At 60.8% G+C, this 25872-nt stretch carries 26 protein-coding genes; 9 read left to right on the top strand and 17 right to left on the bottom strand.

All coding sequences use genetic code 11. The features are described 5' to 3' along the window. Positions 1–87: 87 nt before the first annotated feature. Entirely contained in the window at positions 88–1395 is a 1308-nt protein-coding gene (locus B9Z40_RS08060) for a D-alanyl-D-alanine carboxypeptidase family protein (RefSeq protein ID WP_100172679.1), read from the top strand. A 39-nt stretch (positions 1396–1434) separates the two neighbouring features. Here B9Z40_RS08060 and B9Z40_RS08065 read toward each other — a convergent pair whose 3' ends face one another. From B9Z40_RS08065 to B9Z40_RS08085, 5 genes are all read right to left on the bottom strand, one after another. Next, positions 1435–2382 (bottom strand): NAD(P)-dependent oxidoreductase, encoded by a 948-nt coding sequence (locus B9Z40_RS08065; RefSeq protein ID WP_100172680.1) that lies wholly within the window; start codon positions 2380–2382, stop codon positions 1435–1437. Positions 2383–2401: 19 nt separating this feature from the next. Next, a complete protein-coding gene (locus tag B9Z40_RS08070; protein WP_100172681.1) occupies positions 2402–3397 on the bottom strand; it encodes a tripartite tricarboxylate transporter substrate binding protein in 996 nt (331 codons plus the stop codon). A gap of 64 nt (positions 3398–3461) precedes the next feature. After that, the gene (locus tag B9Z40_RS08075; RefSeq protein WP_100172682.1) at positions 3462–3872 is read right to left on the bottom strand and encodes a heme-binding protein; all 411 of its coding nucleotides are present in this window, start codon (positions 3870–3872) and stop codon (positions 3462–3464) included. Between the two features lie 41 nt (positions 3873–3913). Beyond that, the gene (locus tag B9Z40_RS08080) at positions 3914–4837 is read right to left on the bottom strand and encodes a 3-keto-5-aminohexanoate cleavage protein (protein ID WP_100173001.1); all 924 of its coding nucleotides are present in this window, start codon (positions 4835–4837) and stop codon (positions 3914–3916) included. A gap of 137 nt (positions 4838–4974) precedes the next feature. Further along, positions 4975–5961, bottom strand: a complete 987-nt coding sequence (locus B9Z40_RS08085) for an MDR family oxidoreductase (protein ID WP_100172683.1) — start codon at positions 5959–5961, stop codon at positions 4975–4977. 103 nt (positions 5962–6064) lie between these two features. Here B9Z40_RS08085 and B9Z40_RS08090 point away from each other — a divergent pair, with 103 nt between their 5' ends. Further along, entirely contained in the window at positions 6065–7324 is a 1260-nt protein-coding gene (locus B9Z40_RS08090; RefSeq protein WP_158238069.1) for a serine hydrolase, read from the top strand. 6 nt (positions 7325–7330) lie between these two features. Here the strand turns inward: B9Z40_RS08090 and B9Z40_RS08095 are convergent, their stop codons facing one another. Continuing rightward, the gene (locus B9Z40_RS08095) at positions 7331–8221 is read right to left on the bottom strand and encodes a DMT family transporter (RefSeq protein ID WP_100173002.1); all 891 of its coding nucleotides are present in this window, start codon (positions 8219–8221) and stop codon (positions 7331–7333) included. A 145-nt stretch (positions 8222–8366) separates the two neighbouring features. Here B9Z40_RS08095 and B9Z40_RS08100 point away from each other — a divergent pair, with 145 nt between their 5' ends. Continuing rightward, a complete protein-coding gene (locus B9Z40_RS08100) occupies positions 8367–9947 on the top strand; it encodes an alkaline phosphatase (RefSeq protein WP_100172685.1) in 1581 nt (526 codons plus the stop codon). A 94-nt stretch (positions 9948–10041) separates the two neighbouring features. Continuing rightward, on the top strand, positions 10042–10665 hold the full coding sequence (locus B9Z40_RS08105) for a TetR/AcrR family transcriptional regulator (RefSeq protein WP_100172686.1): 624 nt from the start codon (positions 10042–10044) through the stop codon (positions 10663–10665). A 42-nt stretch (positions 10666–10707) separates the two neighbouring features. Here the strand turns inward: B9Z40_RS08105 and B9Z40_RS08110 are convergent, their stop codons facing one another. The 3 genes from B9Z40_RS08110 to B9Z40_RS08120 form a co-directional block, all read right to left on the bottom strand. After that, on the bottom strand, positions 10708–11130 hold the full coding sequence (locus tag B9Z40_RS08110) for a universal stress protein (RefSeq protein WP_100172687.1): 423 nt from the start codon (positions 11128–11130) through the stop codon (positions 10708–10710). A gap of 100 nt (positions 11131–11230) precedes the next feature. Further along, complete coding sequence (locus tag B9Z40_RS08115) at positions 11231–12103, bottom strand: metallophosphoesterase (RefSeq protein WP_100172688.1); 873 nt, start codon at positions 12101–12103, stop codon at positions 11231–11233. Then, on the bottom strand, positions 12100–13077 hold the full coding sequence (locus B9Z40_RS08120; RefSeq protein WP_199172506.1) for a LysR family transcriptional regulator: 978 nt from the start codon (positions 13075–13077) through the stop codon (positions 12100–12102). The genes B9Z40_RS08115 and B9Z40_RS08120 overlap by 4 nt, the downstream gene beginning before the upstream one ends. A gap of 148 nt (positions 13078–13225) precedes the next feature. Between B9Z40_RS08120 and B9Z40_RS08125 the strand changes: the two genes are divergently transcribed. Then, on the top strand, positions 13226–13705 hold the full coding sequence (locus tag B9Z40_RS08125) for a hypothetical protein (RefSeq protein WP_100172689.1): 480 nt from the start codon (positions 13226–13228) through the stop codon (positions 13703–13705). A 71-nt stretch (positions 13706–13776) separates the two neighbouring features. Here the strand turns inward: B9Z40_RS08125 and B9Z40_RS08130 are convergent, their stop codons facing one another. Genes B9Z40_RS08130 through B9Z40_RS08155 form a run of 6 tightly spaced genes read right to left on the bottom strand, consistent with a single transcriptional unit; the run spans position 13777 to position 18639 of the window. After that, positions 13777–14691 carry a DMT family transporter gene (locus B9Z40_RS08130; protein WP_233204833.1) on the bottom strand — a complete coding sequence of 305 codons (915 nt, stop codon included), beginning with the start codon at positions 14689–14691 and terminating at the stop codon, positions 13777–13779. Between the two features lie 47 nt (positions 14692–14738). After that, positions 14739–15164, bottom strand: coding sequence for a hypothetical protein (locus B9Z40_RS08135; RefSeq protein WP_100172691.1), 426 nt, complete (start codon positions 15162–15164; stop codon positions 14739–14741). 32 nt (positions 15165–15196) lie between these two features. Then, positions 15197–15688, bottom strand: a complete 492-nt coding sequence (locus B9Z40_RS08140) for an OmpA family protein (protein WP_100172692.1) — start codon at positions 15686–15688, stop codon at positions 15197–15199. Then, complete coding sequence (locus B9Z40_RS08145) at positions 15685–17358, bottom strand: caspase family protein (protein WP_100172693.1); 1674 nt, start codon at positions 17356–17358, stop codon at positions 15685–15687. The genes B9Z40_RS08140 and B9Z40_RS08145 overlap by 4 nt, the downstream gene beginning before the upstream one ends. A 28-nt stretch (positions 17359–17386) precedes the next feature. After that, positions 17387–18208 carry a hypothetical protein gene (locus B9Z40_RS08150; protein ID WP_100172694.1) on the bottom strand — a complete coding sequence of 274 codons (822 nt, stop codon included), beginning with the start codon at positions 18206–18208 and terminating at the stop codon, positions 17387–17389. After that, positions 18205–18639, bottom strand: a complete 435-nt coding sequence (locus B9Z40_RS08155; protein ID WP_143473940.1) for a hypothetical protein — start codon at positions 18637–18639, stop codon at positions 18205–18207. Before B9Z40_RS08155 ends, B9Z40_RS08150 begins: the two co-directional genes overlap by 4 nt. Before the next feature lie 101 nt (positions 18640–18740). On the opposite strand from B9Z40_RS08155, the gene B9Z40_RS08160 reads away from it, so the two are divergent. Further along, positions 18741–20684 carry a caspase family protein gene (locus tag B9Z40_RS08160; RefSeq protein ID WP_100172696.1) on the top strand — a complete coding sequence of 648 codons (1944 nt, stop codon included), beginning with the start codon at positions 18741–18743 and terminating at the stop codon, positions 20682–20684. Positions 20685–20776: 92 nt separating this feature from the next. On the opposite strand, the gene B9Z40_RS08165 is transcribed toward B9Z40_RS08160, so the two are convergent. Continuing rightward, the gene (locus B9Z40_RS08165; RefSeq protein WP_100172697.1) at positions 20777–22645 is read right to left on the bottom strand and encodes a phosphoenolpyruvate carboxykinase (GTP); all 1869 of its coding nucleotides are present in this window, start codon (positions 22643–22645) and stop codon (positions 20777–20779) included. A 278-nt stretch (positions 22646–22923) separates the two neighbouring features. On the opposite strand from B9Z40_RS08165, the gene modA reads away from it, so the two are divergent. The 3 genes from modA to B9Z40_RS08180 are packed head-to-tail and all read left to right on the top strand — an operon-like array spanning position 22924 to position 25580. Continuing rightward, positions 22924–23685 (top strand): molybdate ABC transporter substrate-binding protein, encoded by a 762-nt coding sequence (gene modA / locus B9Z40_RS08170; RefSeq protein ID WP_233204834.1) that lies wholly within the window; start codon positions 22924–22926, stop codon positions 23683–23685. 48 nt (positions 23686–23733) lie between these two features. Next, on the top strand, positions 23734–24411 hold the full coding sequence (gene modB, locus B9Z40_RS08175; protein ID WP_100172698.1) for a molybdate ABC transporter permease subunit: 678 nt from the start codon (positions 23734–23736) through the stop codon (positions 24409–24411). After that, positions 24411–25580 carry an ABC transporter ATP-binding protein gene (locus tag B9Z40_RS08180; protein WP_100172699.1) on the top strand — a complete coding sequence of 390 codons (1170 nt, stop codon included), beginning with the start codon at positions 24411–24413 and terminating at the stop codon, positions 25578–25580. The genes modB and B9Z40_RS08180 overlap by 1 nt, the downstream gene beginning before the upstream one ends. Before the next feature lie 70 nt (positions 25581–25650). Here the strand turns inward: B9Z40_RS08180 and B9Z40_RS17390 are convergent, their stop codons facing one another. Continuing rightward, on the bottom strand, positions 25651–25785 hold the full coding sequence (locus tag B9Z40_RS17390; protein ID WP_255408263.1) for a hypothetical protein: 135 nt from the start codon (positions 25783–25785) through the stop codon (positions 25651–25653). Between the last annotated feature and the right edge of the window lie 87 nt (positions 25786–25872).

Raw genomic sequence — 25872 nt, forward strand, 5'->3', positions numbered from 1 at the left:
TGCAGACAATTCAGCAGACGCTTCGCTCTAGCGCAGCGAGCCCGAGCATTCTGATCAGCGACAATCAGCGCTCAGCCGATCAAAGCCATGCACACCAAGACCTCCTCCCTCCTTTCTGTCCCTCTTTCCGTTCTTTTGGCCGTCGCCGCTGGCGCTCTGGTGCCCAGCTCGGCAGCCTTCGCGGCCAAACCGGCCGCAGACAAAAACACCGCGAGCAAAGCCGCTGCGTCCAAAAAAGCCGTTTCCGGCAAGAAGGCTGCACCCAGCAAAAAAGCGGCAGCCGCCGCCAACGCGCTGCCTCCCTTGGCGGCCGATGTGGCCATGGCCGACAACGCACCCGCGCTGCCTGCCAAAGCCTGGTTGCTGATGGACTACGACTCGGGCCAGGTGCTGGCCTCGGCCAACGCAGACGAAGCCCTGCCGCCCGCCTCGCTCACCAAGATGATGACCAGCTACATCGTCGAGCAAGCCCTGCGCACAGGCAAGCTCAAGCCCACCGACCTGGTCACCGTGAGCGAGAACGCTTGGTGCCGAGGCACCAGCGCCGAGTCGTGCATGTATTTGCCGCTCAACAGCCAAGCCACCGTGATCGACATCCTGCGCGGCATCATCGTGCAGTCGGGCAACGACGCGTCCAAAGCGATTGCCGAGCACATGGCCGGTTCTGAAGCGGGCTTTGCCAAGCTGATGAACGCCGAAGCCCAGCGTTTGGGCATGACCAAGACGACCTTCGTCAACCCCACAGGCTTACCCGATCCGGCGCACAAATCGTCCGCGAAAGATCTGGCCATCCTGGCGCGCGCCATCATCCGCGACGGCGCGGAGTACTACCCCATCTACGCCGAACGCGAGTTCAAATACAACGGCATCAAGCAAGGCAACCGCAATGCTTTGCTCTACACCGACCCGACGGTGGATGGCCTCAAAACCGGCCACACCGCAGAGGCGGGCTTTTGTCTGGTCACCTCGGCCAAGCGCAACGACATGCGCCTGATCTCGGTCATCTTGAACACCCACAGCGCGCAGGCGCGTGCCGACCAAACACGAGAGTTGCTCGGTTGGGGGTACAGCCAGTTCGAAAAAGCCACGCCGATTCAGCCAACCGCGGTGGTCGCCAGTGCCAAGGTCAGCTTCGGTAAGGCCGACACGGTGGCCGCTGTACTGGGCGCGCCGTGGATGCTCACGGTGCCCCGTGGCCAGACCGTGCAAACCGCGGTCGAGCTCAAGCCTGGCCTGGAAGCACCCGTGGCCAAAGGCACAGTGATCGGCAAAGTGATCGCCACAGCCAACGGCAAGCCCTTGGGCGAAACCCCGCTGGTGGCGCAAGCCGAAGTGGAGCGTTCGGGCTGGTTGCTGCTCGCTTGGCAGAAAGTGGCCCACTTGTTCGGCAAGTGAGCGTTGGCCGTTTGGCCTGTGCCTAGAGGCATCTGAAGCTCAGCGTTTCGAAACGCCTGACGACATCCTCGACAACACATCAAACACCGCGGCCGTGTCGTGCTCAGCGTGGCCCAAGGCCATGGCCGCGTTGTAGACGGGCACGGTTGCGGCGAACAGCGGCGCGGGCACTTGGGCGTCGGCCAGTGCAGCAGCAATGAGCTGCATGTCTTTTTGCCAGATGCCGACTTTCATGGTCGCGGTGTTCCAACCTTCGTCTTGCATCAAGGGCCCACGCACTTGCAGCATGCGCGAGCCGCCTGCGCCGTCGCTCAGCACCTTCACGGCGTCTTGGGGTCGGATGCCCCAACGCTGGCCCAGCAGCAGCGCTTCGGCCGTCGACACGTTGTGGATGGCCACCAGCAAATTGGCCATCAGCTTCATCTTCATGCCGTTGCCAAAGGCGCCCAAGTCAAAAGAATTTTTTGAGAAGCCTTCAAAGACGGGCGCGAGTTTTTTGATGGCCGCCTTGGGGCCGCTGGCATAAACCGTGAGGTCTTTGTGCACGGCTTGTGCCCCGGTGCCCGACAAGGGGCAGTCGAGCATGACGATGCCTTTGGCTTTGAGCGTGTCGCGGGCAGCGGTTTTGTCGGCGATGTCGAGCGTGCTGGTTTCGACCACCAGCAAGTCGCGTTGGCCGACAGCGGCGATCTGCTGCGCCGCGTTGTGCAAAGCCTCAGGCCCGGGCAGAGAGCAGATGATGACTTGGGCATCGCTCGCCAAGTCGGCTGCCGATTTTCGCGCTGTGCCTCCGGCCGCTTTCAGGCGTTTCATGGCTTTGGGGTCAGGGTCGTAGCCCGTGACCTGAAAGCCTGCCTTCATCAGGTTCACGGCCATGGCCAGGCCCATGATGCCGACACCCAGCATGCCCACGCGTTCCATCGGCACGGTCTTTTGAGTGGCCCGAGCCGCCTGAGGGGCTCGGGGTTTTTTCGCTGAAGTGGTCATGCGGGCTGCTGCGGTGGCTTTATTCGGCCTTGATGCCCAGATCGTTGATCACCTTGTTCCAGAAGGCGTAGTCGCCGTTGGCCACGGTGTCGAGCGCAGCGGCGCTGGTGCCTGTGGGCGTGAGGCCCAGGTCAATCAGGCGGGCTTGAATTTCGGGCAGCTTCACGATCTTGACGATCTCGGTGTTGAGCTTGGCAATGATGTCGTTGGGGGTGCCTGTGGGTGCAAAGATGCCGTGCCACGAGCTGCCAATCACGCCGTTGACGTCGAGGTTGGCGTCAAACTCGGTCATGGTGGGCACGTCGGGCAGGCCGGGGATGCGCTGCGCACCCGAGATGCCCAAGGCCTTGACCTTGCCCGCCTTGATGAGCGGAATCGCGGTGGTCGAGGCTTCGACCGACAGGCTGATAAGGCCGCTCATCACATCGGGCGAGGGGTTGGTTTTGTAGGGCACATGGTTGAGCTTGATGCCCAGCCGCTGCGACCACACCTCCAGCGCCACGTGGGGCTGCGAGCCGACGCCCAAAGAGGCAAAGTCGATCTTGCCCGGGTTGGCCTTGGCGTAAGCCACCAGCTCCTTCATGTTGTTGTAGGGCGCCTTGGGCGTGGCGGTCAGCACATGGGGCACTTGCAGAATTTGGGCCACGGCCTTGAAGTCGCGCGGTGGGTTGTATTTGGCGTCCCGGTACACATTGGGCGCGATGGCGTGTGTGGCCTTGACGCTGAAAAACAGGGTGTAACCGTCAGCCGGTGCGGTGCCTGCCGCCACAGCGCCGATCATGCCGCCCGCGCCAGGTTTGTTGTCAACCACCACGGGCTGGCCCAGGGCCACGCTCAGTTTGTCGCCAATCAGGCGCGCCACCACATCGGGCGAGATGCCTGCAGGGAAAGGCACCACCAATTTGATCGGGCGATTGGGGTAGCCCGCAGATTGCGCAAAGGCGCTGGGCGTGCCGATGAGCGTGGTGCTGAGTGCGGCAGTGGTGGCCAAGGCGAGCAAATGACGGCGTTTCATGGTGTTGTCTCCGGATGTTTTTGTTGAGCGAAAGAAAAGGGAGGGGGAATCGTGGGCCAGCGTGTCAGCTCAGGGTGGCGAAATGCGCCACGCCAGCGGCGGCGACCACGCCGTCTTCGTGCGACTGCACGCCTGAGATGCCGATGGCGCCCACAAACTGGCCGTCGCGGACCAGTGGCAGGCCGCCTTCAATGGGCGTGGCGCCGGGCAGCATCATCATGACGTTGCGGCCTTTGGCCACGACCGCTTCGATGGCTTGTGTGGGGCGCTTGAAGAGCAGGGCGGTCTTGGCCTTTTCTTGGGCGACCACGCTGGAGGCTTTTTGCGTGCCGTCGAGCCGTTCGAGGTACATGGTGTGTCCGCCGTCATCGACGATGGCGATGACGACGTTCCAGCCGTTCTCCACGGCGCAGGCCCTGCAGGCGCTGGCGATTTGTTTGGCGTCGTCGATCGAGAGTGCCCATTGGCTGTACATGTGTGTTCCAGTTTTTCTAAAAGGGGATGGATGGGGGGGGATCAGAAGTTGACCTTCTGAGCGCCCTTGAGCGCCAGAATTTGCCGAGCTTCGTCGGGTGTGGCGATCTGCAGGCCCAGGCCTTCGATGATTTGGCGCGCTTGGCGCACTTGCTCGGCATTGCTTTTGGCCAGCGTGCCCTTGCCCAGCCACAGGCTGTCTTCCAGGCCCACGCGCACATGGCTGCCCATGCTGGCGCCCATGGCCGCGATGCGCATCTGGTGACGCCCTGCGCCCAAAACAGACCATTGGTATTGGTCGCCAAACAAGCGGTCGGCGGTGCGGCGCATGTGCATCACGTCTTCGGGGTGGTTGCCAATGCCGCCCAAAATGCCGAAGACCGACTGGATGAAAAACGGCCCCTTGATCAGCCCTTTGTCGGCAAAGTGCGCCAGGTTGTACAGGTGCCCGATGTCGTAGCACTCGAGTTCAAACCGGGTGTTGTTTTCGGCGCAGGCCCGCAGGGCGTATTCGATGTCTTTGAAGGTGTTGCGAAAGATCAGGTCGCGGCTGTTTTCCAGGTGTTCGCGTTCCCATTCGTGTTTGAACTCGGTGAAGCGGTCGAGCATCGGAAACAGCGCGAAATTGAACGAGCCCAAGTTGAGCGAAGCCACCTCGGGCGCAAACCGCATCGACGGCTGAATCCGTTCATCAATCGTCATGAACGGCGAGCCGCCGCTGGTGAGGTTGAGCACGGCGTTGGTGCGGCTTTTGATTTGCGGCAGAAACTTCCCGAAGGCTTCGGGGCTTTGGTCGGGCTTGCCCGTGACCGGGTCGCGTGCATGCAGGTGGATGATGGCCGCGCCCGCGTTGGCCGCCTCGACCGACGCCTCAATGATCTCTTCGGGCGTCACCGGCAGATACGGTGACATGGACGGTGTGTGGATGGCGCCTGTGACGGCGCAGGTGATGATGACTTTGTTCATCGCAGGGGCTTTTGTGGGCCTGGTGGGTTGACGATGGCCCATCGTAAGGACCCGCATGCGCACAGCACATCGTGTTAACCCTGAGAACAGACACCTGCGTTACAGCTGCGCTGCGCCTTGCAGCGCAGCGGGTGTCGTCAGGCGTTGACGTTGACCACCACCCGGCCGCGCACTTGGCCCGCCAGAATCTCCGCGCCCAAACCAATGGCGTCGGCCAGACCCACTTCACGGGTCATGCGTTCGAGCTGCGCGGCGTCCAGGTCTTGTGCCAAACGTGCCCAGGCCGCTTCACGCACGGCACGCGGGGCCATCACGCTGTCGATGCCCGCCAGCGTCACGCCGCGCAAGATGAAAGGCGCCACGCTCGATGGAAAGTCCATGCCTTGGGCCAAGCCGCAGGCTGTCACCACGCCGCCGTACTTCGTGCTGGCGCAAGCATTGGCCAGGGTGTGGCTGCCCACGGTGTCGACCACGCCGGCCCAGCGTTCTTTGGCCAGTGGTTTGCCGGGGGCGGACAGTTCGGCCCGGTCCATCACGTCGGCCGCGCCCAGCTGGCGCAGATAGTCGGCTTCTTGCAGGCGGCCAGTGCTGGCCACCACGCGGTAGCCCAGTTTGGCCAACAAGGCGATCGCCACGCTGCCCACGCCGCCGCCAGCGCCCGTCACCAAAATGTCGCCCTTGTTCGGTGTGACACCGTGCTTTTCAAGCGCCATCACGCACAGCATGGCGGTATAGCCTGCCGTGCCAATGGCCATGGCCTGGCGCGGGGTGAAGGCAGCGGGCAGTTTGACCAACCAGTCGCCCTTGAGGCGCGCCTTTTGGGCCAGACCGCCGCTGTGGCTTTCGCCCACGCCCCAACCGTTCAAAACGACTTGGTCGCCCGCCTTGAACAGCGGGTGCTGGCTTTCGGTCACCGTTCCCGACAAATCGATGCCCGGCGTGAGCGGGAACTTGCGCACCACGGGCGATTTGCCGGTGATGGCCAGGCCGTCTTTGTAGTTGAGGGTGGAGTAGTCCACCTGCACCGTCACATCGCCCTCGGGCAAAGCGCTGTCGTCCAGCGTTTGCAGGGTGCAGCGGTAACCGGCGTCGTCTTTGTGGATTTGCAGGGCTTGGTAGGTCATGGTGTGGTTCCTAAAAGATGCGCTACTTTGCACCAAAGTGCAGGGGGTCGGTAGCGCCCAGCGTCACCTGTGCGCTAGCATGGCGGCGTCTGAAAGGTCTGTTATGCGTGTTGCTCACTCTGTATGGCTTGTGCTCATTGGCTGCTGCTTGAGCCTGACGGCGGCGCTGGCCGCGCCCGACGAAGCGGCCCTGTGCAAAGACCAGGGCTACCCAGTGGGCACCCAGCGCAATTGGTTTTTTGACGAATGCGTGCGTGTGGGTTCGTTCACGCACCACGCCGAGATCCCGGGCCTGATGGGTGGACGCGCCAACGCCATGGCGCCTGCCGCGCAGCCGCTCGAATTGCCCAAGGCTGCGCAAGAATCTGCCTACCGCTGGGGCATCAACCATGAGAGTGGTTTGAGCATCGACGACTACATGAACCGCCAGCGCGTCATGGCCTTGCTGGTGATCAAGGACGGCGTCATCCAGGTCGAGCGTTACCAATACGGGCGCAACGCGGGCCACCGCTTTTTGTCGAACTCGATGGCCAAGACCATCACCGCGATGGCCGTGGGCCTGGCCCTGCGCGAGGGGCGCATCCAGTCGCTCGACGACCGGGCCGACCGCTATGCCCCGACGCTGGCAGGCACGCTTTACGGCGAGACCACGGTGCGCCATTTGCTGCGCATGTCCTCGGGCGCCAAGTTTGACGAGCGCTACGACGGCAAAGACGATCTGGCCCGCTACGGCATGGCCGCCTATCGGGGCGGCGCGGCCGAAGGTGCGCGGGTCATCATCGAGCGGCTTCACGCGCAAGGCGAACGCTTCAACTATGCCAGTGCCGAGACCGACATATTGGCGCTGGTGCTGCAGGGTGCTACGGGCGAGACGCTGAGCAGCTACCTGCAAACGCGCCTGTGGCAACCCATGGGGGCCGAGACCTCTGGCCTGTGGCGGGCCGGGGCCAATGGGCTGGAGCGCGCCAGCGGCAACTTCAACGCCACAGCGCGTGATTACGCCCGCTTGGGCATGCTGCTGGCGAATGACGGCACGCGGCCAGACCGCCCGGACCTGGGCGAGATCTTGCCGCGCGACTTTGTGCTCGAAGCCACCGATTGGAAACGCCACCCGTCGGCCTTTGCGCCGCTTCGGGCCACGCCGTATTACGGCTACGGCTACCAGGTCTGGACTTTCCCCGGTCAGCAGCGCCGCTTTGCTTTGCTCGGCGTTTACGGCCAGGCGATTTTTGTGGACCCATCGCAAAAGCTGGTGATGGTGCACCTGGCGGCCAACGCCACCGCCAAGGCCGGGCAGACCAGCATGGGCCGGGAGATGGGGGCGCTTTGGTACGGCCTGGTCACGCACCAGGGCCGCTGGTGAACGCCTTCAGCGTTTGTTGACCAGCACGATGCCCACCGCCACCAGCGCCAAAGACAGCAGCAAGGTCAGGGTCACGGTTTCGCCCAGCCAGAGCATGCCAAACAGCAGGGCGAACAGTGGGGTCAGAAAGACAAAGGCCGAGATTTTGGTGGCGGGGTAGTGGCCCAGCATCCACATCCAGGCCAAGTAGCTGGCGAATGCGCCCACCACGGTTTGCAGCGCCACCGAGCCCATGGCAAAGTCGCTCCAGGTTCTGCCCCAGGGTTCACCCAGCAGGTGCGACAGCAGAACCAGCACCACGGTGCTCACGGCCAGTTGGTAAAACAGCAGCTTTTCAGCAGCCAGACGTGTGAGGTTGGCCGCGCGGATGGCCACCGTCGTCAAGCCCCACAAGGCGCCTGCGGCCAGGCCCATCAGGTCGCCCGTGGCGCCGCCGCCGCCAAAACCTTCGCGCAGGGCAAACACCACGGCGGCAAACGCGCAAGCCATGCCCAACCATTGCACAGGCCGCAGCCGCTCGGTGCGGATGAACAAAGGCACCAGGGCTGCCACCCAAAAGGGCGAGGTGTACAAAAACACCGTCAGCCGCGAGGCCGCCGTGTGCTGCAAACCGATGTAGATGAAAGCAAATTCGGCTGCAAACAGGCCACCCACCAGCAAACCCGCCCACAAGCTGCCGTCGCGTTCAAACAGGCGCACGCCGCGCCACTGGCACCACAGCCACAACAGGAGTGTGGCCCCCACGCCGCGCACCGCCGACTGGAACACGGGCGGCAGTTCGGCCACCGTGGCTTTGACCAACACCTGCTGAAAGCCCCAAAACATGCAGCACACCAGCAAAATGCCGACAGCCAAGCCGTCCAGTTGGTCTTTGCGGATTTTTTCGGGCAGGTTCATGTCGATCATTGTGCCGCCGTGCAGCGGCCAAGCCTGTCACCCGCAAGCAAGCGGCCAACCCGCAGTGCTGCGCAGCGGGTGTCCGGGGTAACATGCTTGTCCAACTCCTGACCTTCTGCCTTTGCTCGCCCAGCACCTGCCCGACATGAACCGTTCGCTTGTTTCCCGCCGTGATTTGAACCGCCGAGCTTTGGCTTGGGCTTTGATGCCTTGGCTGAGCGCAGCCGCCCAAGCCCAAGCGGTGTCGGGCGCGGTGCAAGGCGCTGGCCCGCGTTGGCAAGTGGACCCCTTCAGTCTGGGCGTGGCCAGTGGCCAGCCGCAGCCGGGCAGTGTGGTGTTGTGGACGCGCCTGCGGATCACCGAGGCCGATGCCGCCTTCAAAGCGCAAAGCATGTCGGTGGTCTGCGAGGTGTTTGGTGATGCCGCTTTGCGCCAGCCCGTGCGTCAGTGGCGCGTGCAAACCGATGCGTCTCGTGCGCACAGCGTGCATGTGGTGGCCAGTGGCCTGCAGCCAGGGCGACACTATTGGTACCGATTTGTGTGCGGCAGCGCCACCAGCCCGGTGGGCCACGCCTGCACCAGCCCCGGCATCAACGACCCGGTGGACCGCCTGCGCATTGCTTTGGCGTCTTGCCAGCATTACGAGCAGGGTTACTTTGTCGCGCACCGCGAGATGGCCCAGCGCGACCTGGACTTGGTGCTGTTTGTGGGCGACTACATCTACGAAAGCTCCAACCCGCAGTACATGTTGCGCAAACATGTGGGCGCTGTGCCCACGCTGCTCGACGAATACCGTGAGCGGCATGCGCAGTACAAAAGCGATGCCGATCTGCGCGCCTGCCACGCCGCCCACACCTGGCTGATGACCTGGGACGACCATGAAGTCGTCAACGATTACGCCAACGACTTGGACAACAAATTCAACGATCCACAGGTGTTTTTGCGCCGCCGCGCTGCGGCTTACCAGGCTTACTTTGAGCACATGCCGGTCCGCTTGGGGCCCGATCCGGCCAGCCCGAGTCAGATGCGCATCCACGACCGCATGGCTTGGGGCCAGTTGGCCGATCTCTGGACGCTGGACTGCCGTCAATACCGCGACCACCAGGCCTGTCCGGACCCGAACCGGGGTGGGGGCCGTGTGGTGGTGGGTTGTGAGGCCTTGGCCAATCCGTCGCGCAGCATGCTCGGGGTGGCCCAAGAGCAGTGGTTCACCGAGGGCCTGACGCGCAGCACACGGCGCTGGAAACTGGTGGGGCAGTCGACACAAATGAGTTCCAGCGGCGTCAACACGCCTTTGGGGCGCAGTGCTTTCACCGATGGCTGGGACGGCTATCCACAAGCCCGCGCCAGAATTTTGGCCACGGTGGCCGAAGCAGGTTTGAGCAACGTGGTGGTGCTGGGCGGCGATGTGCACATGAACGTGGCGGCCCAGTTGCGCGTGCAGCCCAACGACGAACGCTCGCCCGTGGTGGCCAGCGAGATCGTGACCACGTCGATCACCTCGCGCGGCTTGGGGGAGAAGTTGCTGGCCCAAATTCGCGAGAGCAACCCGGACATCGTGCATGCCCGCTCCGACGAGCGGGGTTACACCTTGTTGGACGTGCGGCCCGAAGGCGTCAGCGCCGAATTCAGGACCACGGCCAACCCCGCGCGAGCGGATGGCGTGTTCAAGACCCAAGCGCAGTGGGCCATCCGTTCGGGGGTGGCTGGGGTGCAAAAAGCCTGATCAAGTGGCCAAAACCGGCCTTTTCGCTTTGGTTCTGGTGGTCTGCGCCATGACTGGCGGGTCTTTTTTTGGCCTTGCGGGCTAAAATGTGATCATGAACACCACCGCACAGGCCTTGCCCAAAAAGTCTTTCAAGATCCAGATGTTGGCGGCCCGTGAGGCGGCGATCATCCAGTCGGTGAACCGTTTGCTGGCCGAAAAAGGTTTTGACGCGATGACGGTGGACGAAGTGGCCGCCGAAGTGGGCATTGCCAAAGCCAGTCTTTACAAACACTTCGCCAGCAAAGAAGAGTTGGCCTGCGCCGCGATGGTGGCAGCCATGAGCAAGGCGCAGGCGTTCATTCAGGCCTTGCCTTCAGACCTAGCGCCTATGGACAAGCTCAAGGAGGTCACCCGCTGGACCATGACTCTGAAGCTGCAAGGCCTGATGCCTTCTTTGCCCAGCCAAAACTCCAGTTTGCGTGCCACCTTGATGGGCGATCCAGATTACATGGATGGTTTGATGGACGTCAGCGACGCATTGGGTGGCTGGATCGAAGAAGCACAGGCCCAAGGCCACATCAACAAAGCATTGCCCGCCGTCGCCGTGCTCTACACCTTGTTTGCCCGCGCCTGCGACCCGGTTTTGGAGTTCCTCAAAATGGGCGAGCAGCACAGCGACGCGCAAATCATCGATCTGGTGATGAGCACCTGCTTCGATGGACTGAGCGCTCGCTGACCATTTTTGTAGGAGCGGGCCCCTGCTCGCGACATGGCGCTTTCAGCGCACCAGCAACACAGGCACTTTGCAGTTGGCCAGCACCTGTGTGGCCACCGAGCCCATGACCAAGTTGCCCCAAGTGCCGTGGCCGTGTGAGCCCATCACCACCATGTCAAATTTGCCGGTCTCTGCGGCTTTGGAGATGATTTCACCGGCATGACCGACTTTGGCCATGGTTTTGGCATCGATGCCGTGGCGCACCAAAAACTTGGTCACAGGAGAGAGCACTTTTTCGGCCTCTTCACGGTGGTAGGTCTCAAGCATGTCCTTGCCGACGGCCGAGCGTGCACGGGCGGGTAGCTGCGGGTTCACGTTCAGCAAGGTGTAGCGGTTGTGCGCGCCAAAGAGTTCTTCGTGCGTGGTCAGGTAGGCCAGCATTTTTTTGGTGAATTCGCTGCCATCGACGGCCAATAAGATTTTCATCACGGTCTCCTGTTGCGGTGCCAAACAAGCTTTCACTTTAAGGGTGACTTGGGCGGGTTGCCTTGACCCAAGTCATGAAAAGAGGTGCTTGTTACGCCACTCAAACGGACCATGTGCCTTGGGCTTTGAATTGCAGCTGCTCGTTTTTGCGGGCGTAGCCCAAGGGGTTGGCCACCACGCGGCAGCCGTTGAGCATGTAGTCGCTGGGGCAATGCAAATGGCCGTGCAACCAAAGCTGCGCCTGGGGCAACAAGTGGTCGAGTGCATTGCAAAACCCCGCCGTACCCGGCACCCGGCCATAACGCGGGTCGGCGCTGTGCAGGCTGGGGGCAAAGTGCGTGACCACCACGGTGGTGCCATCAAACGGCGTGCTAAGCGCTTCGCCCAACCATTCTTGGCATTGCAGCGCTTGTTTGCGCAGGCCTTCGGCCAACCAGGGTTCGCCATGCCGGGTGGTCAGGGTTTTGCGCAGGTAATAGTTTGCCGCGCGAAAGGCTTTGTCGCGCGCTTTGAGTTGGCGCGTGTACTGGCTGTTGGGGTGGTGAAAGTGGGCCGGAAATTTGGCCGATGCAGGGTCAGGCAAAGTCTGGCCCGCCAGCGGCCCCAACGCGTCAAAGTCGGTCCACAAGGTGCTGCCCACAAAGCGCACACTACCTAATTGCAGCATTTCGCGCTCCAGCCAAGTGATGCCCAGCCGCGCACAGGTTTCTTGCAAGCGGGCGTGCGCTTCGTCGAAGTCCAGCCCGTCGTATTCATGGTTGCCGGGCACAAACAGCACCGGAGTGGGCCAGCCGTGCAAGGGCGAAAAGCGTTGCAGGCCAAAGTCGGTATCGCCCGCGGCACTCAGTGCCGATTGGGTTTGGTACGAACCGATGTCGCCTGCCAACACCAAGACATCGGCACCTTCGGCGGGGGTGGGCATGAATTCGGGGTTGGACTCGAGGTGCAGGTCGGACAGCAATTGGATGTTCATGCCAGTTCCCCTGCGGAAAATGCGGCTTGCGCCACTTGCAGCACTTGTGCGCGCAGCCATTGGTGTGCGCTGTCGTGTTGTTGTCGTCGGTGCCACAGTCCTTCGACGTGTACAGGGGGCACGTCAAACGGCAGTTCACGCAGCACCAGTTGGTCGCCCATGCCTGTGGTGGGCACAAAGTGGCGCGGCAAGACGGTGAGCAAGTCGGAGTTGACCACCACTTGCCCCGCCGTGAAAAACTGGTTCACGGTGATCACGATGCGGCGCTGGCGTCCAATGCTGGCCAGCGCTTCGTCGACAAAACCATAGGGGCGGCCCGAAAAGCTCACCAACAAATGGCGCGCGGCGCAGTAAGCGTCGAGCGTCATGGGCTGCTCGGCCAGGGGGTGGCCTTGCCGCATCACGCAGACATATTCACCCGCATACAGGCGCTGGTGTTCAAACGACACGGCTTCGCCCGCTTGTGCGCGGCCGGTCAAATCGGTCAATACGGCCGGAAAGTAACCCAGCGCGATGTCGGCAACGCCATCGCTGAGCAGGTTTCGCGGGTCGCGTGTGGTCAGCGGCACCACCCGCAGCGACACACCGGGCGCTTGGGTTTGCAGTTGCCTGGCCAGTTCGCCCATCAACTCGGCAGCGGTGGCGTCGGCCATGGCCAATATGAAGGTGTTGTGGGCCAGGTGGGGCACAAAATGGCTAGGGACGATGGCTTCTTGAAGCTGCCGCAAGGCTTCTCGCACACTGGGCCAAAGCGCCAAAGCGCGTGGGGTGGGCTCGATCCCGTGGCCATGGCGGCGCACCAGCTCGTCGTCCAGTGCATCGCGCAAGCGGCGCACAGCGTTGCTCACCGCAGGTTGGGTCATGGACAGGTTGTGTGCCGCTTTGGTCAGGCTGCGTTCGGCCATGACTTCGTCAAAAATTCGAAGCAAGTTGAGGTCGAGGGTGCGAAACGCGGCTGGAATGGTTGAGTTCATGCAAACCCCTTTGATGTATCACCATTATGAATGATGGACATCATGAATATAAAGTTGAGTCGCATGGGTAAAAACCCTATGATTCACCCATCGAGTTTGTTGATTTGTGCCGCCAAAGCCAACAAAAATCAAATTTAGGGAATGAAACATGAACACCACCAAATCTTTTTTGGGCACTGTGCCCACCGGCCGTGCCGCTGATACAGGACCCAGCACCTCCACCAAAACATTGGCCACTTGGATGTTGGCTGCTGGCGTCGCCGCCTCGGTGGTCTTGGTCGACCACTTGATCGACGACTGGGCCGAAACCCATGTGTTGGCTGCATGGCTGGCGCTGTGGGCGGTGGCGGTCGTGGCCATCGCTGCACTGCGCGGTGTGAGCCGCTTGATGGCGCAAAACCTGATGGTCGGCCTGGACGGCTGGTCTGCCCATGTGGCCCGTCGCCGCTCTGATGAGCGCCTTTGGGCCATCGCCCAAACCGACAGCCGTTTGATGCAAGACCTGCAGTTGGCCATGGACCGTTCTGAAGAACCCCAAACCCAAGCGGATGCGCCTTCCGCCGACCTGACCACCTACTTGGCCCGCCGTACGCCGCGCATGATCAACAACTTCTCTTATTACATTTGAGCGTTGCCAGCGGCTGGGGTGTGTGGTGCATCCTGCTCTGAGAAGGCCTCCATTTGGAGGCCTTTTGCTTTTCAGGCTTGGGCCTTGAGCGGCGTTGGCTTTGAAGCCAGATAGATGCCGGGCAAAATCAACGCAGCACCGGCGACGTGGTGCCAGCCCAAAGACTCTCCCAGCACAGCCCAAGCGGTGAGGCCCCCATACAAGGGGCCCAGGTACAGGCTAGCGGCCACTCGGCTGGCCCCCAGCACTTTCTGGCAAAAACCGTAGGCCCAATAAGCCCCCACGCCCGGCACCAATCCCGCCAACACCACCAACAGTGTGGCTTGCCCACTCCAAGCAGGGGTACTGGCTTGTTGGTATTCCCAAATGGCGAATGGCAAAAGGACCACCACACCCCCCGCGCAAATGGCCGCCAAACGTGCGGTGGCACTCAGGGGGCTGGGCCATTTCTTTTGCAGCAAAGCAAAACCGGCCCACGAGACCATGGCCAGCACGATCCAGCCATCGCCTGCGATCCACTGCACTTGGCCCAATGCGCCCCATTGCCCTTTGACCACCACATGGAAAACGCCGGACATGGCGATCAACACGCCCAAGCCTTGCCGCCAAGAAAACCGCTCGCCCAGCCAGAGCACCGCGGCCAAAGCGATCAGCACTGGCGAGGCGGCGTAAATCAGGGCGATGTTCATGGCACTGGTGGTTTGTGCGCCTTCGTAAACCCACGCCCCACACACCAGCATGCCCAAGGCCCCCAGCACCAGGTACTGCCCCGCGTGCGCCAGGGTGCTGCGGCGTTCGCGCCAAAGTTCACTGCGCGCAATGAAGCCCACGATCAAACCCGCCAGCGCCCAGCGGCCCAATGCCAGCATGTGCGGCTCGACCACCCCGGGGGCGGTTCGCGCCACGATGTAGTTGACGGACCACAGGGCAGGCGTGACCCACAAGAGCCAAAGGGCCCGTCGTTCTCGGGATTCGGGGGTGTTCAAAATGGATCAGGCTCAGAGGGTGGCCCAAAGCACTTGGGCGAAAGGCGTCACTTGATTTCGAAATCCAAGGACTTGGTGCCTTGACGGCCTTGTAAGTCTTCCACACTCATCAGAAGTCGGTGCGTGCCTTTGGGCAGACTGGCTTCTTGAACGTTGATGCCTTCAGCGGTCACTTTGGCGGCATTGACCAAGCGTTGTGTGATGTCGATGCGCAGTCTGCCGTACAAAACCTTGAAGGTTTCGGGTCGCACCATGCTGCTGGCAGCAGGCACAAACATCAATTGGATGGGTGTAGGCGATGCGATGGGTGCGTCCAATTTGGGATAAAGAACCTCGATTTGGGGCGCGCCAGAAACGGGACTGACTTTGGCGCTGAGGGGTTCACTTGCCGCCATTGAGGCTTGTGCTTCTTGCACCGAGACCAGATCAAACGCATGGACCGGCGCGAACAAGGCCCAAAGGCTCAGCGCCAAGATCGGTCCGGGTAGACATGAGGCAAAGCGCATCACGGGACCAAGCTGATTCGGACCCGGCGGTTTTCGCTGGCCAAGGGCTTGTCTGGTGTGAGCAAGTCGCTGGCGCCCTTGCCTTCCGATTGCAAGCGATCTGCGTTGACGTTTTGGCTGGTTAAATAAGACTGTACGGCCGCAGCCCTGCGTGAAGAGAGCTCTTGGTTGTATTCGGGTTTGCCTTTGGCATCGGTGTGGCCTTCCACTTTGAACTTCAAGCTGGACAGGCGCTCGCTGTTCATGGCTTGGGCCAGGTTGTCCAGCAAAGGTTTGCTGCTCGCTTGAAGGCGGGCCGAGTCGAAATCAAAGTTGATCGACAAGTCCACATTCACAGGTTTGGGGGCGATGTTGCGCAAACTGCGTGTAGCGGGTGGCGGTGGTGGCGTGAGCTTCTCGATCAGATCGTCCTTGGAGGCTTGTTGCAACAGTTGGGCCGATGCGGATACGCCTATCAAGACAAGCGCCAAAGCCAGAGTAAAACGTTTCATAAAACTTCTTTCAGGGTGAGAAGTTTGGCACCAAAGCGCTCGGAACCCTCGCCATCCTTGTTGTGAACCAAGAAGTTGATCAGCGCGGCGCGGCCACCAATTTCATTGAGGGCAAATGTGAACGGGTTGGTGGCGGAGGGCTCGGCCATGGCCAAACGGTCAACTTGACGTGGGCTTGAAGACACCATCACCAGAAGATGGTCTGTGCCGGGTGGTCCTGCGGCTTCCAGTTGCCAGTCGGGACGGGGCAGTTTGCGTGTTTGACCGGCCTTGATCTTGTTGTCTTTGTCGAGTCCGTTGGGGTAGAGCACGTAGAAGCTCTTGCGGTCACTGCCGAGCAAGACCATGTAGATGTAGCCATCGTGGCTGGATTTGATGCTCAGGTCCAAAGCATCTTTGCCAATTTTTAAAACGGGCTTGCTCAGCTTGACATCCAACACGATGCGCGGGTCGCGTTGTTGGGCAATGTCGTTCAAAGTGGCCAAAGAGGCCAGCATCGGCTCTGCGGCAACAGGCGGTGCGACGGCAAGCGGTGCAGGTGAAGGTGGCACTTGTGCCTGAGCTTGTGCCTGAGCCTGAGCTTGCGCCTGCGCCTGTGCCTGAGCTTGCGCCTGTGCCTGTGCCTGTGCCTGAGCCTGAGCCTGAGCCTGAGCTTGCGCCTGAGCTTGTGCCTGAGCCTGAGCTTGCGCCTGAGCCTGAGCCTGAGCCTGAGCCTGAGCTTGTGCCTGAGCTTGTGCCTGAGCTTGTGCCTGAGCCGAAGGCCGTTGTTGTGCCACAGGGATTAAATTGCGGTTTCCAGAAACGGAGACGTGGTGAGGCGTCAGGTCTTTCACACCTTTGAGTTTTTGGTCAATGGACGCTTGTGCACATTGCTCAACCTCTGCCAGCGAGACAGCACCCGAACCATCGGTGTCAGCGGCCTTGCCCAGCAAGCAATCGCGAATGCCTTGAGTGGCCAAGCCGCCTTTGCCGGGTTCGTCGAAGCTGACTTCATCGGGCCGAGAAGAGGTGATTTGGACCACGTTTTCTTGCAAAGCCCCCAAACGCGTGGACTCGCCCAACAGACTGCGTGTTTTCAAGTTGGAGGGTTTGCTGCAAGCGTCAGCTGCGCTGCTGGCTTTGAATGTGAACTTGGGCTTGAACTCAATGCCGCCGATGGACCGGGTGGCCGTTTTGTTGCTGGCAATCCCACCCGAGTGGCATGCATCGATCATGGTGATGACCTTGTCTGCATTGGCGGAGACTTTTTGGGTGGCCTGTGCCAACTCGGCATTGGTGATAGCTTGGCCATCGTGGGTCAGCAAACCTTCGACACAACCATTGACGGAAGGGTCCCAATAGCGCGTGCCGTGGCCCGAGAAATAAATAAAGCTGCGGCCACCCTCTTTGGTGCGGTCCCCCAATTGGCGAATTTCCTGCAGGATGTTTTCTTTGGTGGCGTCTTGGTCACGCACAACGCGAATCTGGTTGGCGGGAATGCCCATGGCCATGGCAATGCGTTTGGCACTGTCGACGTCATGGGGAACACCCTCCAAAGTGGCCGCACCGGTGTTGGCCCCATATTGGCTCAAGCCAATGACCAATGCCGAACGCAAACCCGGTGTTTGTGCGTGTACGGGCCAAGCCGAGAAAAGCGTCAAAGCCAACAATACGCCAGCAGGTTTCTTCATGTGAGCACCACCCAGAAAACAACAGGCTTCAGGCGCCCGCTAAAGCCTTGAGCCCGGAATAAAGCGCAACCCCTGTAGACACCAAGGGTGCGGCGGCGGTCACCAGGCTATGAACCTGGTTGGAAATTTCGGTAATCTTGAAATGACCCTTGTCATCGCGCTCCAGCAAGACCCGAAGGTTGATGATGTTGCTTTGTTTTTGACGCCAGAGCGTGACCAAACGGAGCATCAAATAGCCTGTGAAAAAGCCCAAGCCAATCGCCGCGGTGTATTCGAGGGTCTCGCGCCAGTCGCGTGGATTGTTGGGCCACAGTGGCACCGTATCGATGTAAGCCGTGATGCCCAGCATCAAAACAACAGACCCAACAGCCACCACCAGCGCCGACAAGAGCTGCGCAACCCAGCCCAAACCACTTTGGCGGGCACACACATAACCGGATAAAGCCGGCAAAGCGATCGTCAGCACCCGTAAAAACAAAGGCGGTGCGTCATAGATGAACAGCAGCACCCAGTGGCATAAACCAATGGCGGGGATGGTCAAAAGCGCCACGGTGATCAGCATGAACCAAGACGGCGCTCTCGTGGGCGTTTGATCTGTCGGTTCTGCCTGCGGCAATGCGTCAGCAAACGACAGTGCCGCGGATTGCACACCTTGGGTTTGTATTTGCGCCAAGGCTTGCGCTTGCTGTGTCAAAGCAGACTTGAGTTGTTCTACCTCTTGACTCACCGCTTGCAGCTGGAGTGCCAGCGGTTTGAACAAGACCAGATCCCGGGTGCAATGCCCGCACACCGTGGCTTGGGCGGGCACGTCCAGCCAGCAATATGGGCAGTTGAATGTGAGGGCGCTCACTTGGCGTTCAATCGGATGACCGTTTGTGCCTCACGTCCCTCCGAATCACGCACCGATACTCGGATCGGGTGGGCGCCTGCGGGCACGCTGGCTTGGGCCAACTCCAGCACGTTGCCATTCAATCCAGGCTTGAAGCGAGACGTCAGGTCGATGACGGGCTGCTTGAGGTATTCGATTTTGAGGGTTGACTCGTCAATTTTGGCGCCCCCCCGAGGTTCAAAGGCCAGTTTGAAGGCAAATGACTTGGCCGCCACGTCGGCTGGTGACTGCAAACTGATTCCCGGGCCGCGGGAGATGGCACGCGTGGCCGGCACTTGAAGGTTCGGCGTTTGGGCCTCGGCTTCGGTGATCAATTTGGTTTCAGCCGAGGCCATCCATGGCAAGCCGCCAAGAGCAATGGCCATGACCGTGGTCGACACAAATGAGCGCATGGTGTGTGTTTTCCGAACTGGAGAGTGGAGGATTGATGATCAGTGTAACAATTGAAATGATAATTTCGATGAATATCAAATCGCCTCTCCGGAATCACACCATGACAAGCTTTGCAATTTTTGGACGCCAAGGGCATTTGCCGGCACTGAGCCGCATCCAACGTTTCTGTCTCGCACTTTTGTTGTTGTGCATGACTGGTTTGGCTTTGCCAGCCATGGCGCAGCCCGTGGTGGGTTCGACCTACAAAGACTTCTTGCCCATGGGCGGGGGTGCCAGCGTGGCTTTGCCTGAAGGCACTTGGTTGTACAGCCACAACAGTACGAATACTCGTCCGGGTTACACCTGGGAAACTTACACACTGAGAAACAAACAAGCCGATGACCGAATTCCGTTTTTGGTAGTGAGACAGGCAACGGGATCGGTACGTTGGGGCAACACGGGTTGTCAGTCCAGCTCGACTCAGCACTTCATACTTAACCAACACGGAACACTAGCTAACCAATTGATTAATAAGTGCTCACGCTTTTTCGCCATGGGTAATTTTGATGTTTGGCGAAATGTCAGCAGCTGGTCTAACCCCAACGACAAAGAGTGGTGGATTGATGCTGTCAAAGGCTTTGACGAGCATGACAAATCTTTCAAATCAAGCATGTTTCTGGCCGAACTGTCGGTACAGCAGTTCAATGGCAAAGGCTTGCGAGTAGAGGCTTTCATCTTGCCCCCCAAAGGTACAGGGGCCATTCGATTCAGGGATGCCGTCAAAGCTGGTGAACCGCGCCCTGAGCAAACCATGCTCGACACGTGGGCCTCGATTTACATCGAATCCATGCAGCAAAGCTATTTCAACAAAAAGCCCCAGCCCATCATGGCCTTGGCGTACCCAGTGAATACGGGTGGTTCAAACGCGCCTGCTCAGGCTGTCCCTGCAATGGCGCAACCTCCTGTGGTAGCCGCTGCACCCAAGCCGGAACCCGCAGCTGTCAAACTCCCATCCGTACCAGCAGCTTTGCCAGCTCCTACGCCAGTTGTAGCGGCAGCGCCAGCGGCAGTTCCCAAGGCAGAGGCGACCCCTGTTAAGCCCGCCCCAGTTGCGGCAGCGCCAGTTGCAGTCCCTTCAGCCATCCCAATGGTTGCGGACAACGCGGCTCAAATCAAGCTGGATCAAGAGCGCCGGGCGCTGGACGAAGAAAAACGCAAAATGAACCAGCAACTGGAACTCATGAACCAGATGTTGGCCAAGTTGCAGCAAGAAAACGCAACCGCAACCGCAGCAGCGGCTGCCAAAGCCAAAGAGCTGGCCGCCGCCCCTGCGCCTGTGGCCGCCAAAGAACCCGTGACCTATGCCAACCGCAAGGCCTTGGTCATTGGCAATGACTTGTACAAACATGTCTCCAAGCTCAACAACGCGGCCGCTGACGCTGAGGCCATGGCCAAATCACTGGAATCCGTGGGCTACAAGGTGTTCAAGCATCTGAACTTGGACGAGAAGAAATTCAAACAAGCTGTGCGCGACTTCCGTCAAAACCTGACCGGTGGTGACGAGGTGCTGTTTTTCTATGCGGGCCATGGCGTGCAATTGGGCAATGCCAACTATTTGTTGCCCATCGATGTCCAAGGCGACCATGAAGACCAGGTCAAGGACGACGCCATCTTGCTGCAAAAAGTACTGGATGACTTGGAAGAGAAAAAGACCAAATTTGCCTTGGCCGTGATCGACGCTTGCCGAGACAACCCTTTTAAGGGCAAAGGCCGTGCGGTTGGCGGTCGGGGGCTTGCCCCCACATCGGCGGCCACGGGTCAAATGATCATGTTCTCGGCGGGCTCAGGGCAGCAGGCCTTGGACCGTCTGGGCGACAACGACAAAGAGAAGAATGGCTTGTTCACCCGAATTTTCGTGAAAGAAATGACCAAGCCAGGCTTGTCAGTTGACCGTGTTTTGCGCAATGTGCGCACCGAGGTGGTGCGATTGGCGCGTTCCGTGGGGCATGAGCAAACGCCAGCGCTTTACGACCAGGCGATTGGTGAGTTTTACTTCAAACAGTAATTCTTAAAGCCGTTGATATGAAAAAACCGCCCCGGCTTGAAACCGGGGCGGTTTTTTTGCGCCGCGCCTTTGGGGCGCGATATGGCTGATACTTAAGCGGCCAGTTTGGCCTGCAAAGCCGACTTGGTGTCCAAAAGCGCTTGGGGCAGGTGATAGCTCAGTTGGGCAAAGTGCTCATCGTGCAGCTTGAACTCGGCTTGCCAAGCGGCAGCGTCGATGCTGGTCACGGCTTTGAACTGCTCAGCGCTGAAGTCCAGGCCGGTCCAGGTGATTTCCGCATACGTGGGGGCCACGCCGAACATGGTGTCTTGGCCGGCGGCTTTGCCTTCCAGGCGGTCGATCATCCACTTCAGAACGCGCATGTTGTCGCCATAACCAGGCCAGACGAAGGAGCCGTCTTCACCTTTGCGGAACCAGTTCACGCAGTACATCGCGGGCAGCTTGTGGCCAGCGGCCTCAGCCTTGGCACCTGTGTCCAGCCAGTGCTGGAAGTAGTCGCTCATGTTGTAGCCGCAGAAAGGCAGCATCGCGAACGGATCGCGGCGCACCACGCCTTGCGCGCCAAAGGCGGCAGCAGTCGTCTCGGAGCCCATGGTCGCGGCCATGTAGACGCCTTCGGTCCAGCTGCGCGCTTCAGTGACGAGCGGCACGGTGGTCGAGCGGCGGCCACCGAACATGAAGGCGTCGATCGGCACGCCCGCGGCGTCGTCCCAGGCGGGGTCGAGTGCGGGGTTGTTGGCAGCGGCCACCGTAAAGCGGGCGTTGGGGTGGGCGGCTTTGGCGCCGGTCTCTTTGGCGATCTGGGGGGTCCAGTCCTTGCCTTGCCAGTCGATCAAATGGTCGGGCAACTTGCCTGTGTCTTTTTCCATGCCTTCCCACCACACGTCGCCGTCGTCCGTCAGGGCCACGTTGGTGAAGATCACGTCCTTGTGCAGGCTCAGCATGCAGTTGGGGTTGGTCTTCATGTTGGTGCCAGGAGCGACGCCAAAGTAGCCCGCTTCGGGGTTGATGGCGTACATCTTGCCGTCGGCGTGGGGCTTGACCCAGGCGATGTCGTCACCGATGGTGGTGACTTTCCAGCCGTCAAACGCAGCAGGGGGCACCAGCATCGAGAAGTTGGTCTTGCCGCAAGCGCTGGGGAACGCCGCTGCAACGTGGTATTTCTTGCCCTCGGGGTTGGTCACGCCCAAGATGAGCATGTGCTCGGCCAACCAGCCTTGGTCGCGGCCCATGTTGGAGGCGATGCGCAGCGCAAAGCACTTCTTGCCCAACAGCGCGTTACCGCCGTAGCCCGAACCGTAAGACCAGATCTCGCGGGTCTCAGGAAAGTGCACGATGTACTTCGTGGTGGGGTTGCAAGGCCAGCTGGTGGAGTCTTTTTGGCCAGCAGCCAAAGGTGCGCCCACGGTATGCATGCAAGGCACGAACTCGCCGTCAGTGCCCAGCACGTCGAACACGGCCTTGCCCATGCGGGTCATGATCTTTTGGTTGACGGCGACATAAGCGCTGTCGGTCAGCTCAATGCCGATGTGGCTGATGTGCGAACCCAGAGGTCCCATCGAGAAAGGCACCACGTACATCGTGCGGCCGGCCATGCAGCCGTCAAACAGCGGGTTCAGGGTGGCGCGCATTTGCGCGGGTTCCATCCAGTTGTTGGTGGGGCCGGCGTCTTCTTTTTGGGCCGAGCAGATGTAGGTGCGGTCTTCCACGCGGGCCACGTCTGAAGGGTCAGAGCAAGCCAGGAACGAGTTGGCGCGCTTGGCGGGGTTGAGCTTTTTGAAGGTGCCGGCAGCGACCAGCTCGGCGCACAGGCGGTCGTATTCTTCTTGCGAGCCGTCACACCAGTAGATGTTGGCTGGCTTGCACAGGGCGGCCATTTCGGCAACCCAGGCGATCAGCTTGGCGTTCTTGACGTAAGCGGGCGTATTGAGGTTCAGGCCCTGCATCACGGGTGAGTTCATGGGAAAGCTCCAAAGTTTAAAAATCGTTTTTTCAAAAACCCTGAGCAGGGGCTTTGAAAAAACGGCTGGGGTGCTGAGATACTGGGTGAGCGACCCAAATCGGTGCTGTAACCGCTTGGTAACCTGTGGGGCCTCGATTTTAGGGAGCCTGTCCCTTGTGTGCCTGTTCCTTGTGGAAAAAACCTTTTAAATCTATGCAAAAAATGCATAATCCGAACGTCCGTCATTTTTCTGAAACTGATCGCAAGAGGTGTTGTCGCGGCTTCTTGGCGGTTTGTGTGTTTCTGGTCGTCTCAGCCTTGACCCCGTTTGGGGTCCACGCTCAGGCCTCGGCCCCTGCGCCATTGCGGCTAAAAATTGCCGCCGCGAGCAACTTGAAGTTTGTACTGGCTGACTTGGCAGGCCTATACAAGCAACAAACAGGCGTTCAGGTGGATGTGAACTTGGGGGCGTCCGGCAACCTGGCGCGGCAGATTTTGCAAGGTTTGCCGGTTGAGCAATTCATCTCGGCCGACGAGGCTTGGGTGGCCGAACTGGCCAAAGCCGGTCGCACGGTGGACGCCGGGCAGCGGTACGCCATGGGACGCTTGGCGCTGATCGTGCCTAAAAATTCAGCACTGCCGTTGCCCCAAGGCTTGGCCGCTGTGGTCCGCGCCATGAAGCCGGGTGACAAATTTGCCATCGCCAACCCGGCGCTCGCCCCCTATGGCGTGGCCGCCGAAGAAGCTTTGCAGCGCGCAGGTGTTGGGCCCTTGCCCATGACCAACAAGGTGCTGGGCGACAACATCGGCCAAGCCACCCAGTTTGTGGCCACGGGGGCAGCTCAGGCGGGCATCTCTGCTTTGGCGCTGACGCTCGCCCCCGAAATCGCCAGTAGCTTGCAGGTCTTGCCTTTGCCAGCCGAACTGCACGCCCCCCTGTACCAGCGCATGGTCTTGCTCAAGGGCGCGACGGCGGCGGCCGCAGATTGGCAACGGTTTTTGCTCAGTCCCACAGCGCAGGGGGTGTTTGTGCGGCACGGTTACGCCTTGCCGCAATAATCGGGCTTCAATTCCACCTGACTTGTTCTCGCTCAACGAACCCACACCATGGATTGGTCTGCCCTTCACGTTTCGCTGACTTTGGCCGTCTTGACCACCTTGGCTTTGCTGCCACTGGGCTTGGCGCTGGCCCGTTGGCTGGCCGTAACGGCTTGGGCTGGGCGGCCGGTGGTCGAGGCCTTGCTGCTGTTGCCTTTGCTTTTGCCGCCCACGGTGATTGGGTTTTACTTTTTGGTGGCTTTTGGCCAGGGCAGTGCCTTGGGCGCGTGGCTGGCAGCCTCAGGCATTCGGCTGGTGTTCACCCTCGAAGGCCTGCTGCTGGTGAGTGTCTTGGTCAATTTGCCTTTCATGGTGCAACCGATTCAGCGGGCCTTTGCGGCGGTGCCGCACAGCCTGCGCGAGGCGGCCTGGGTGTCTGGCTTGTCGACCTGGCAGACGTTTTGGCGCATCGAGCTGCCGCTGGCCTGGCCCGGCTTGCTGGCAGGCATGGCGCTCACGGTGGCGCACACGCTGGGCGAGTTTGGTGTGGTGCTCATGGTCGGCGGCAACATCGAGGGCGAAACCCGCACCTTGTCGGTGTCTCTCTATGACAAGGTGCAAGGCATGGATTTGCAGTCGGCCCATGTGATGGCGCTGGCGCTGGTGGCCATCTCCTTGCTGGCGCTGAGCCTGGTGCTGGCCTTTGACCGGGTGGGCCAGCGTGGCCGGGCCCTGCAGGAGCGTTGATGCAAGGCTTGCAAGTGCATCTGCGCTCGGCCAGCCCTATTCGGCTGGAAGCCGAATTTGATTGTGGTGCTGGCGAGCTGGTGGCCCTGGTCGGGCCGTCGGGCAGTGGCAAAACCAGCATGCTGCGCGCCATTGCCGGCTTGTGGACACCGGCCGATGTGCAAGGCCACATTCGGGTGGCGGGCCAGGCTTGGTTGGACACGGCGCAGGGTGTGCAGCTGACCCCACAGCAGCGCCGCGCGGGCCTGGTCTTTCAGCAATACGCGTTGTTTCCGCACATGACGGCGCAGGCCAACGTGGCCTTGGCCGCCGGTCCCGACTGGTCGGGCGCTGATGTGCAAGCTTTGCTGACGCGTTTGGGTCTGGCAACGCTGAGCGAGCGCAGGCCTTCCCAGCTCTCGGGTGGGCAGCAGCAGCGCGTGGCACTGGCCAGGGCGCTGGTGCGCGTCATGCCCCGGCCTTCGGTGGCCCAGGCTGAAGCGCCAGAGGCTTTGCCGGGTGTTTTGTTGCTGGACGAGCCTTTTTCTGCCGTGGACGCACCCACTCGCCAGGCGCTTTACCGGGAGTTGGCGGCTTTGCGCCAGAAGGTGTCGGTGCCCATGGTCTTGGTCACGCATGACCTGCAAGAAGCCCGGCGTCTGGCCGATCGGGTGGTGATTGTGGACGCAGGCCAGACCCTGCAAACTGGGCAGCCGGCTCGTGTGTTTGCCAGCCCCCGCAACGCCCGCGTGGCCGAGTTGGTGGGCATCCAGAACCATTTTGAGGGCCGTTTTTACAAAGACCAGCCGGGTTGGGGGCGCTTGCACTGGACCGACGCGTCGGACTCAGACGCCGGCTTGGACTTGGCCGTGTTCGACAAAAACAAGATCGATGATGGCACCCGCGTGACCTGGGTGCTCAACGGCGAGCAGGTCGATGTACTGGCCGATGGCCAAGCCCCCAACCCGGCCGAACCCGGCCAAACCCGCTTGCGTTGCCAGTTGCTCGAGGTTTTGTCGCTGGGGGAGATCAGCCTGTGCACGCTTCGCCCAGAAGCTTTGCCCAGCCAAGCCATCACCTTGAACCTGACCACCCGCCTGCTCGACCGCTTGCAGGCGCAAGCCGGTGGCTGGGTGCAGTTGCTGATCGCCCCAGGGGCGCTGCACATCATGCCAGTGCGCACAAAATAAAACCCGCAAAGCTTGCGCTGTTGCGGGTTGGTGGGGTGCTGCCGGGGGCGCACCGGGGGGCGGCAAAGCCTCAGGCCATGAACACGGCAATGAAGGCCAGCAAGAAGATCAGCACGGCGCCAGCGGCCGGAATGACCACAGGAATGTGCTTGACCACGTTTTCCACGGGATCGTCGGATGTGTGTGAATCGTTGTGAGCTGACATGGGAAACCTCTGTACAAGAATGCGCGAATTGTAGCCAAGTCTGGCTGGCATGTGGCTGACGCGTTGGACGATCAGCCGGGAGAAGTA

Source organism: Limnohabitans sp. 15K (assembly GCF_002778285.1).
In the GTDB taxonomy this organism is placed as follows: domain Bacteria; phylum Pseudomonadota; class Gammaproteobacteria; order Burkholderiales; family Burkholderiaceae_C; genus Limnohabitans_A.

Bases quoted from the DNA above. Each gene is read 5' to 3' on its own strand.
- B9Z40_RS08100 (WP_100172685.1), top strand. From the start codon at position 8,367: ATGAACCGTTCGCTTGTTTCCCGCCGTGATTTGAACCGCCGAGCTTTG.
- B9Z40_RS08105 (WP_100172686.1), top strand. From the start codon at position 10,042: ATGAACACCACCGCACAGGCCTTGCCCAAAAAGTCTTTCAAGATCCAG.
- B9Z40_RS08070 (WP_100172681.1), bottom strand. From the start codon at position 3,397: ATGAAACGCCGTCATTTGCTCGCCTTGGCCACCACTGCCGCACTCAGC.
- B9Z40_RS08145 (WP_100172693.1), bottom strand. From the start codon at position 17,358: ATGAAGAAACCTGCTGGCGTATTGTTGGCTTTGACGCTTTTCTCGGCT.
- B9Z40_RS08090 (WP_158238069.1), top strand. From the start codon at position 6,065: ATGCGTGTTGCTCACTCTGTATGGCTTGTGCTCATTGGCTGCTGCTTG.
- B9Z40_RS08160 (WP_100172696.1), top strand. From the start codon at position 18,741: ATGACAAGCTTTGCAATTTTTGGACGCCAAGGGCATTTGCCGGCACTG.
- B9Z40_RS08075 (WP_100172682.1), bottom strand. From the start codon at position 3,872: ATGTACAGCCAATGGGCACTCTCGATCGACGACGCCAAACAAATCGCC.
- B9Z40_RS08085 (WP_100172683.1), bottom strand. From the start codon at position 5,961: ATGACCTACCAAGCCCTGCAAATCCACAAAGACGACGCCGGTTACCGC.
- B9Z40_RS08080 (WP_100173001.1), bottom strand. From the start codon at position 4,837: ATGAACAAAGTCATCATCACCTGCGCCGTCACAGGCGCCATCCACACA.
- B9Z40_RS08120 (WP_199172506.1), bottom strand. From the start codon at position 13,077: ATGAACTCAACCATTCCAGCCGCGTTTCGCACCCTCGACCTCAACTTG.
- B9Z40_RS08155 (WP_143473940.1), bottom strand. From the start codon at position 18,639: ATGCGCTCATTTGTGTCGACCACGGTCATGGCCATTGCTCTTGGCGGC.
- B9Z40_RS17390 (WP_255408263.1), bottom strand. From the start codon at position 25,785: ATGTCAGCTCACAACGATTCACACACATCCGACGATCCCGTGGAAAAC.
- B9Z40_RS08095 (WP_100173002.1), bottom strand. From the start codon at position 8,221: ATGAACCTGCCCGAAAAAATCCGCAAAGACCAACTGGACGGCTTGGCT.
- B9Z40_RS08065 (WP_100172680.1), bottom strand. From the start codon at position 2,382: ATGACCACTTCAGCGAAAAAACCCCGAGCCCCTCAGGCGGCTCGGGCC.
- B9Z40_RS08140 (WP_100172692.1), bottom strand. From the start codon at position 15,688: ATGAAACGTTTTACTCTGGCTTTGGCGCTTGTCTTGATAGGCGTATCC.
- B9Z40_RS08165 (WP_100172697.1), bottom strand. From the start codon at position 22,645: ATGAACTCACCCGTGATGCAGGGCCTGAACCTCAATACGCCCGCTTAC.
- B9Z40_RS08115 (WP_100172688.1), bottom strand. From the start codon at position 12,103: ATGAACATCCAATTGCTGTCCGACCTGCACCTCGAGTCCAACCCCGAA.
- B9Z40_RS08180 (WP_100172699.1), top strand. From the start codon at position 24,411: ATGCAAGGCTTGCAAGTGCATCTGCGCTCGGCCAGCCCTATTCGGCTG.
- B9Z40_RS08110 (WP_100172687.1), bottom strand. From the start codon at position 11,130: ATGAAAATCTTATTGGCCGTCGATGGCAGCGAATTCACCAAAAAAATG.
- B9Z40_RS08060 (WP_100172679.1), top strand. From the start codon at position 88: ATGCACACCAAGACCTCCTCCCTCCTTTCTGTCCCTCTTTCCGTTCTT.
- B9Z40_RS08125 (WP_100172689.1), top strand. From the start codon at position 13,226: ATGAACACCACCAAATCTTTTTTGGGCACTGTGCCCACCGGCCGTGCC.
- modB (WP_100172698.1), top strand. From the start codon at position 23,734: ATGGATTGGTCTGCCCTTCACGTTTCGCTGACTTTGGCCGTCTTGACC.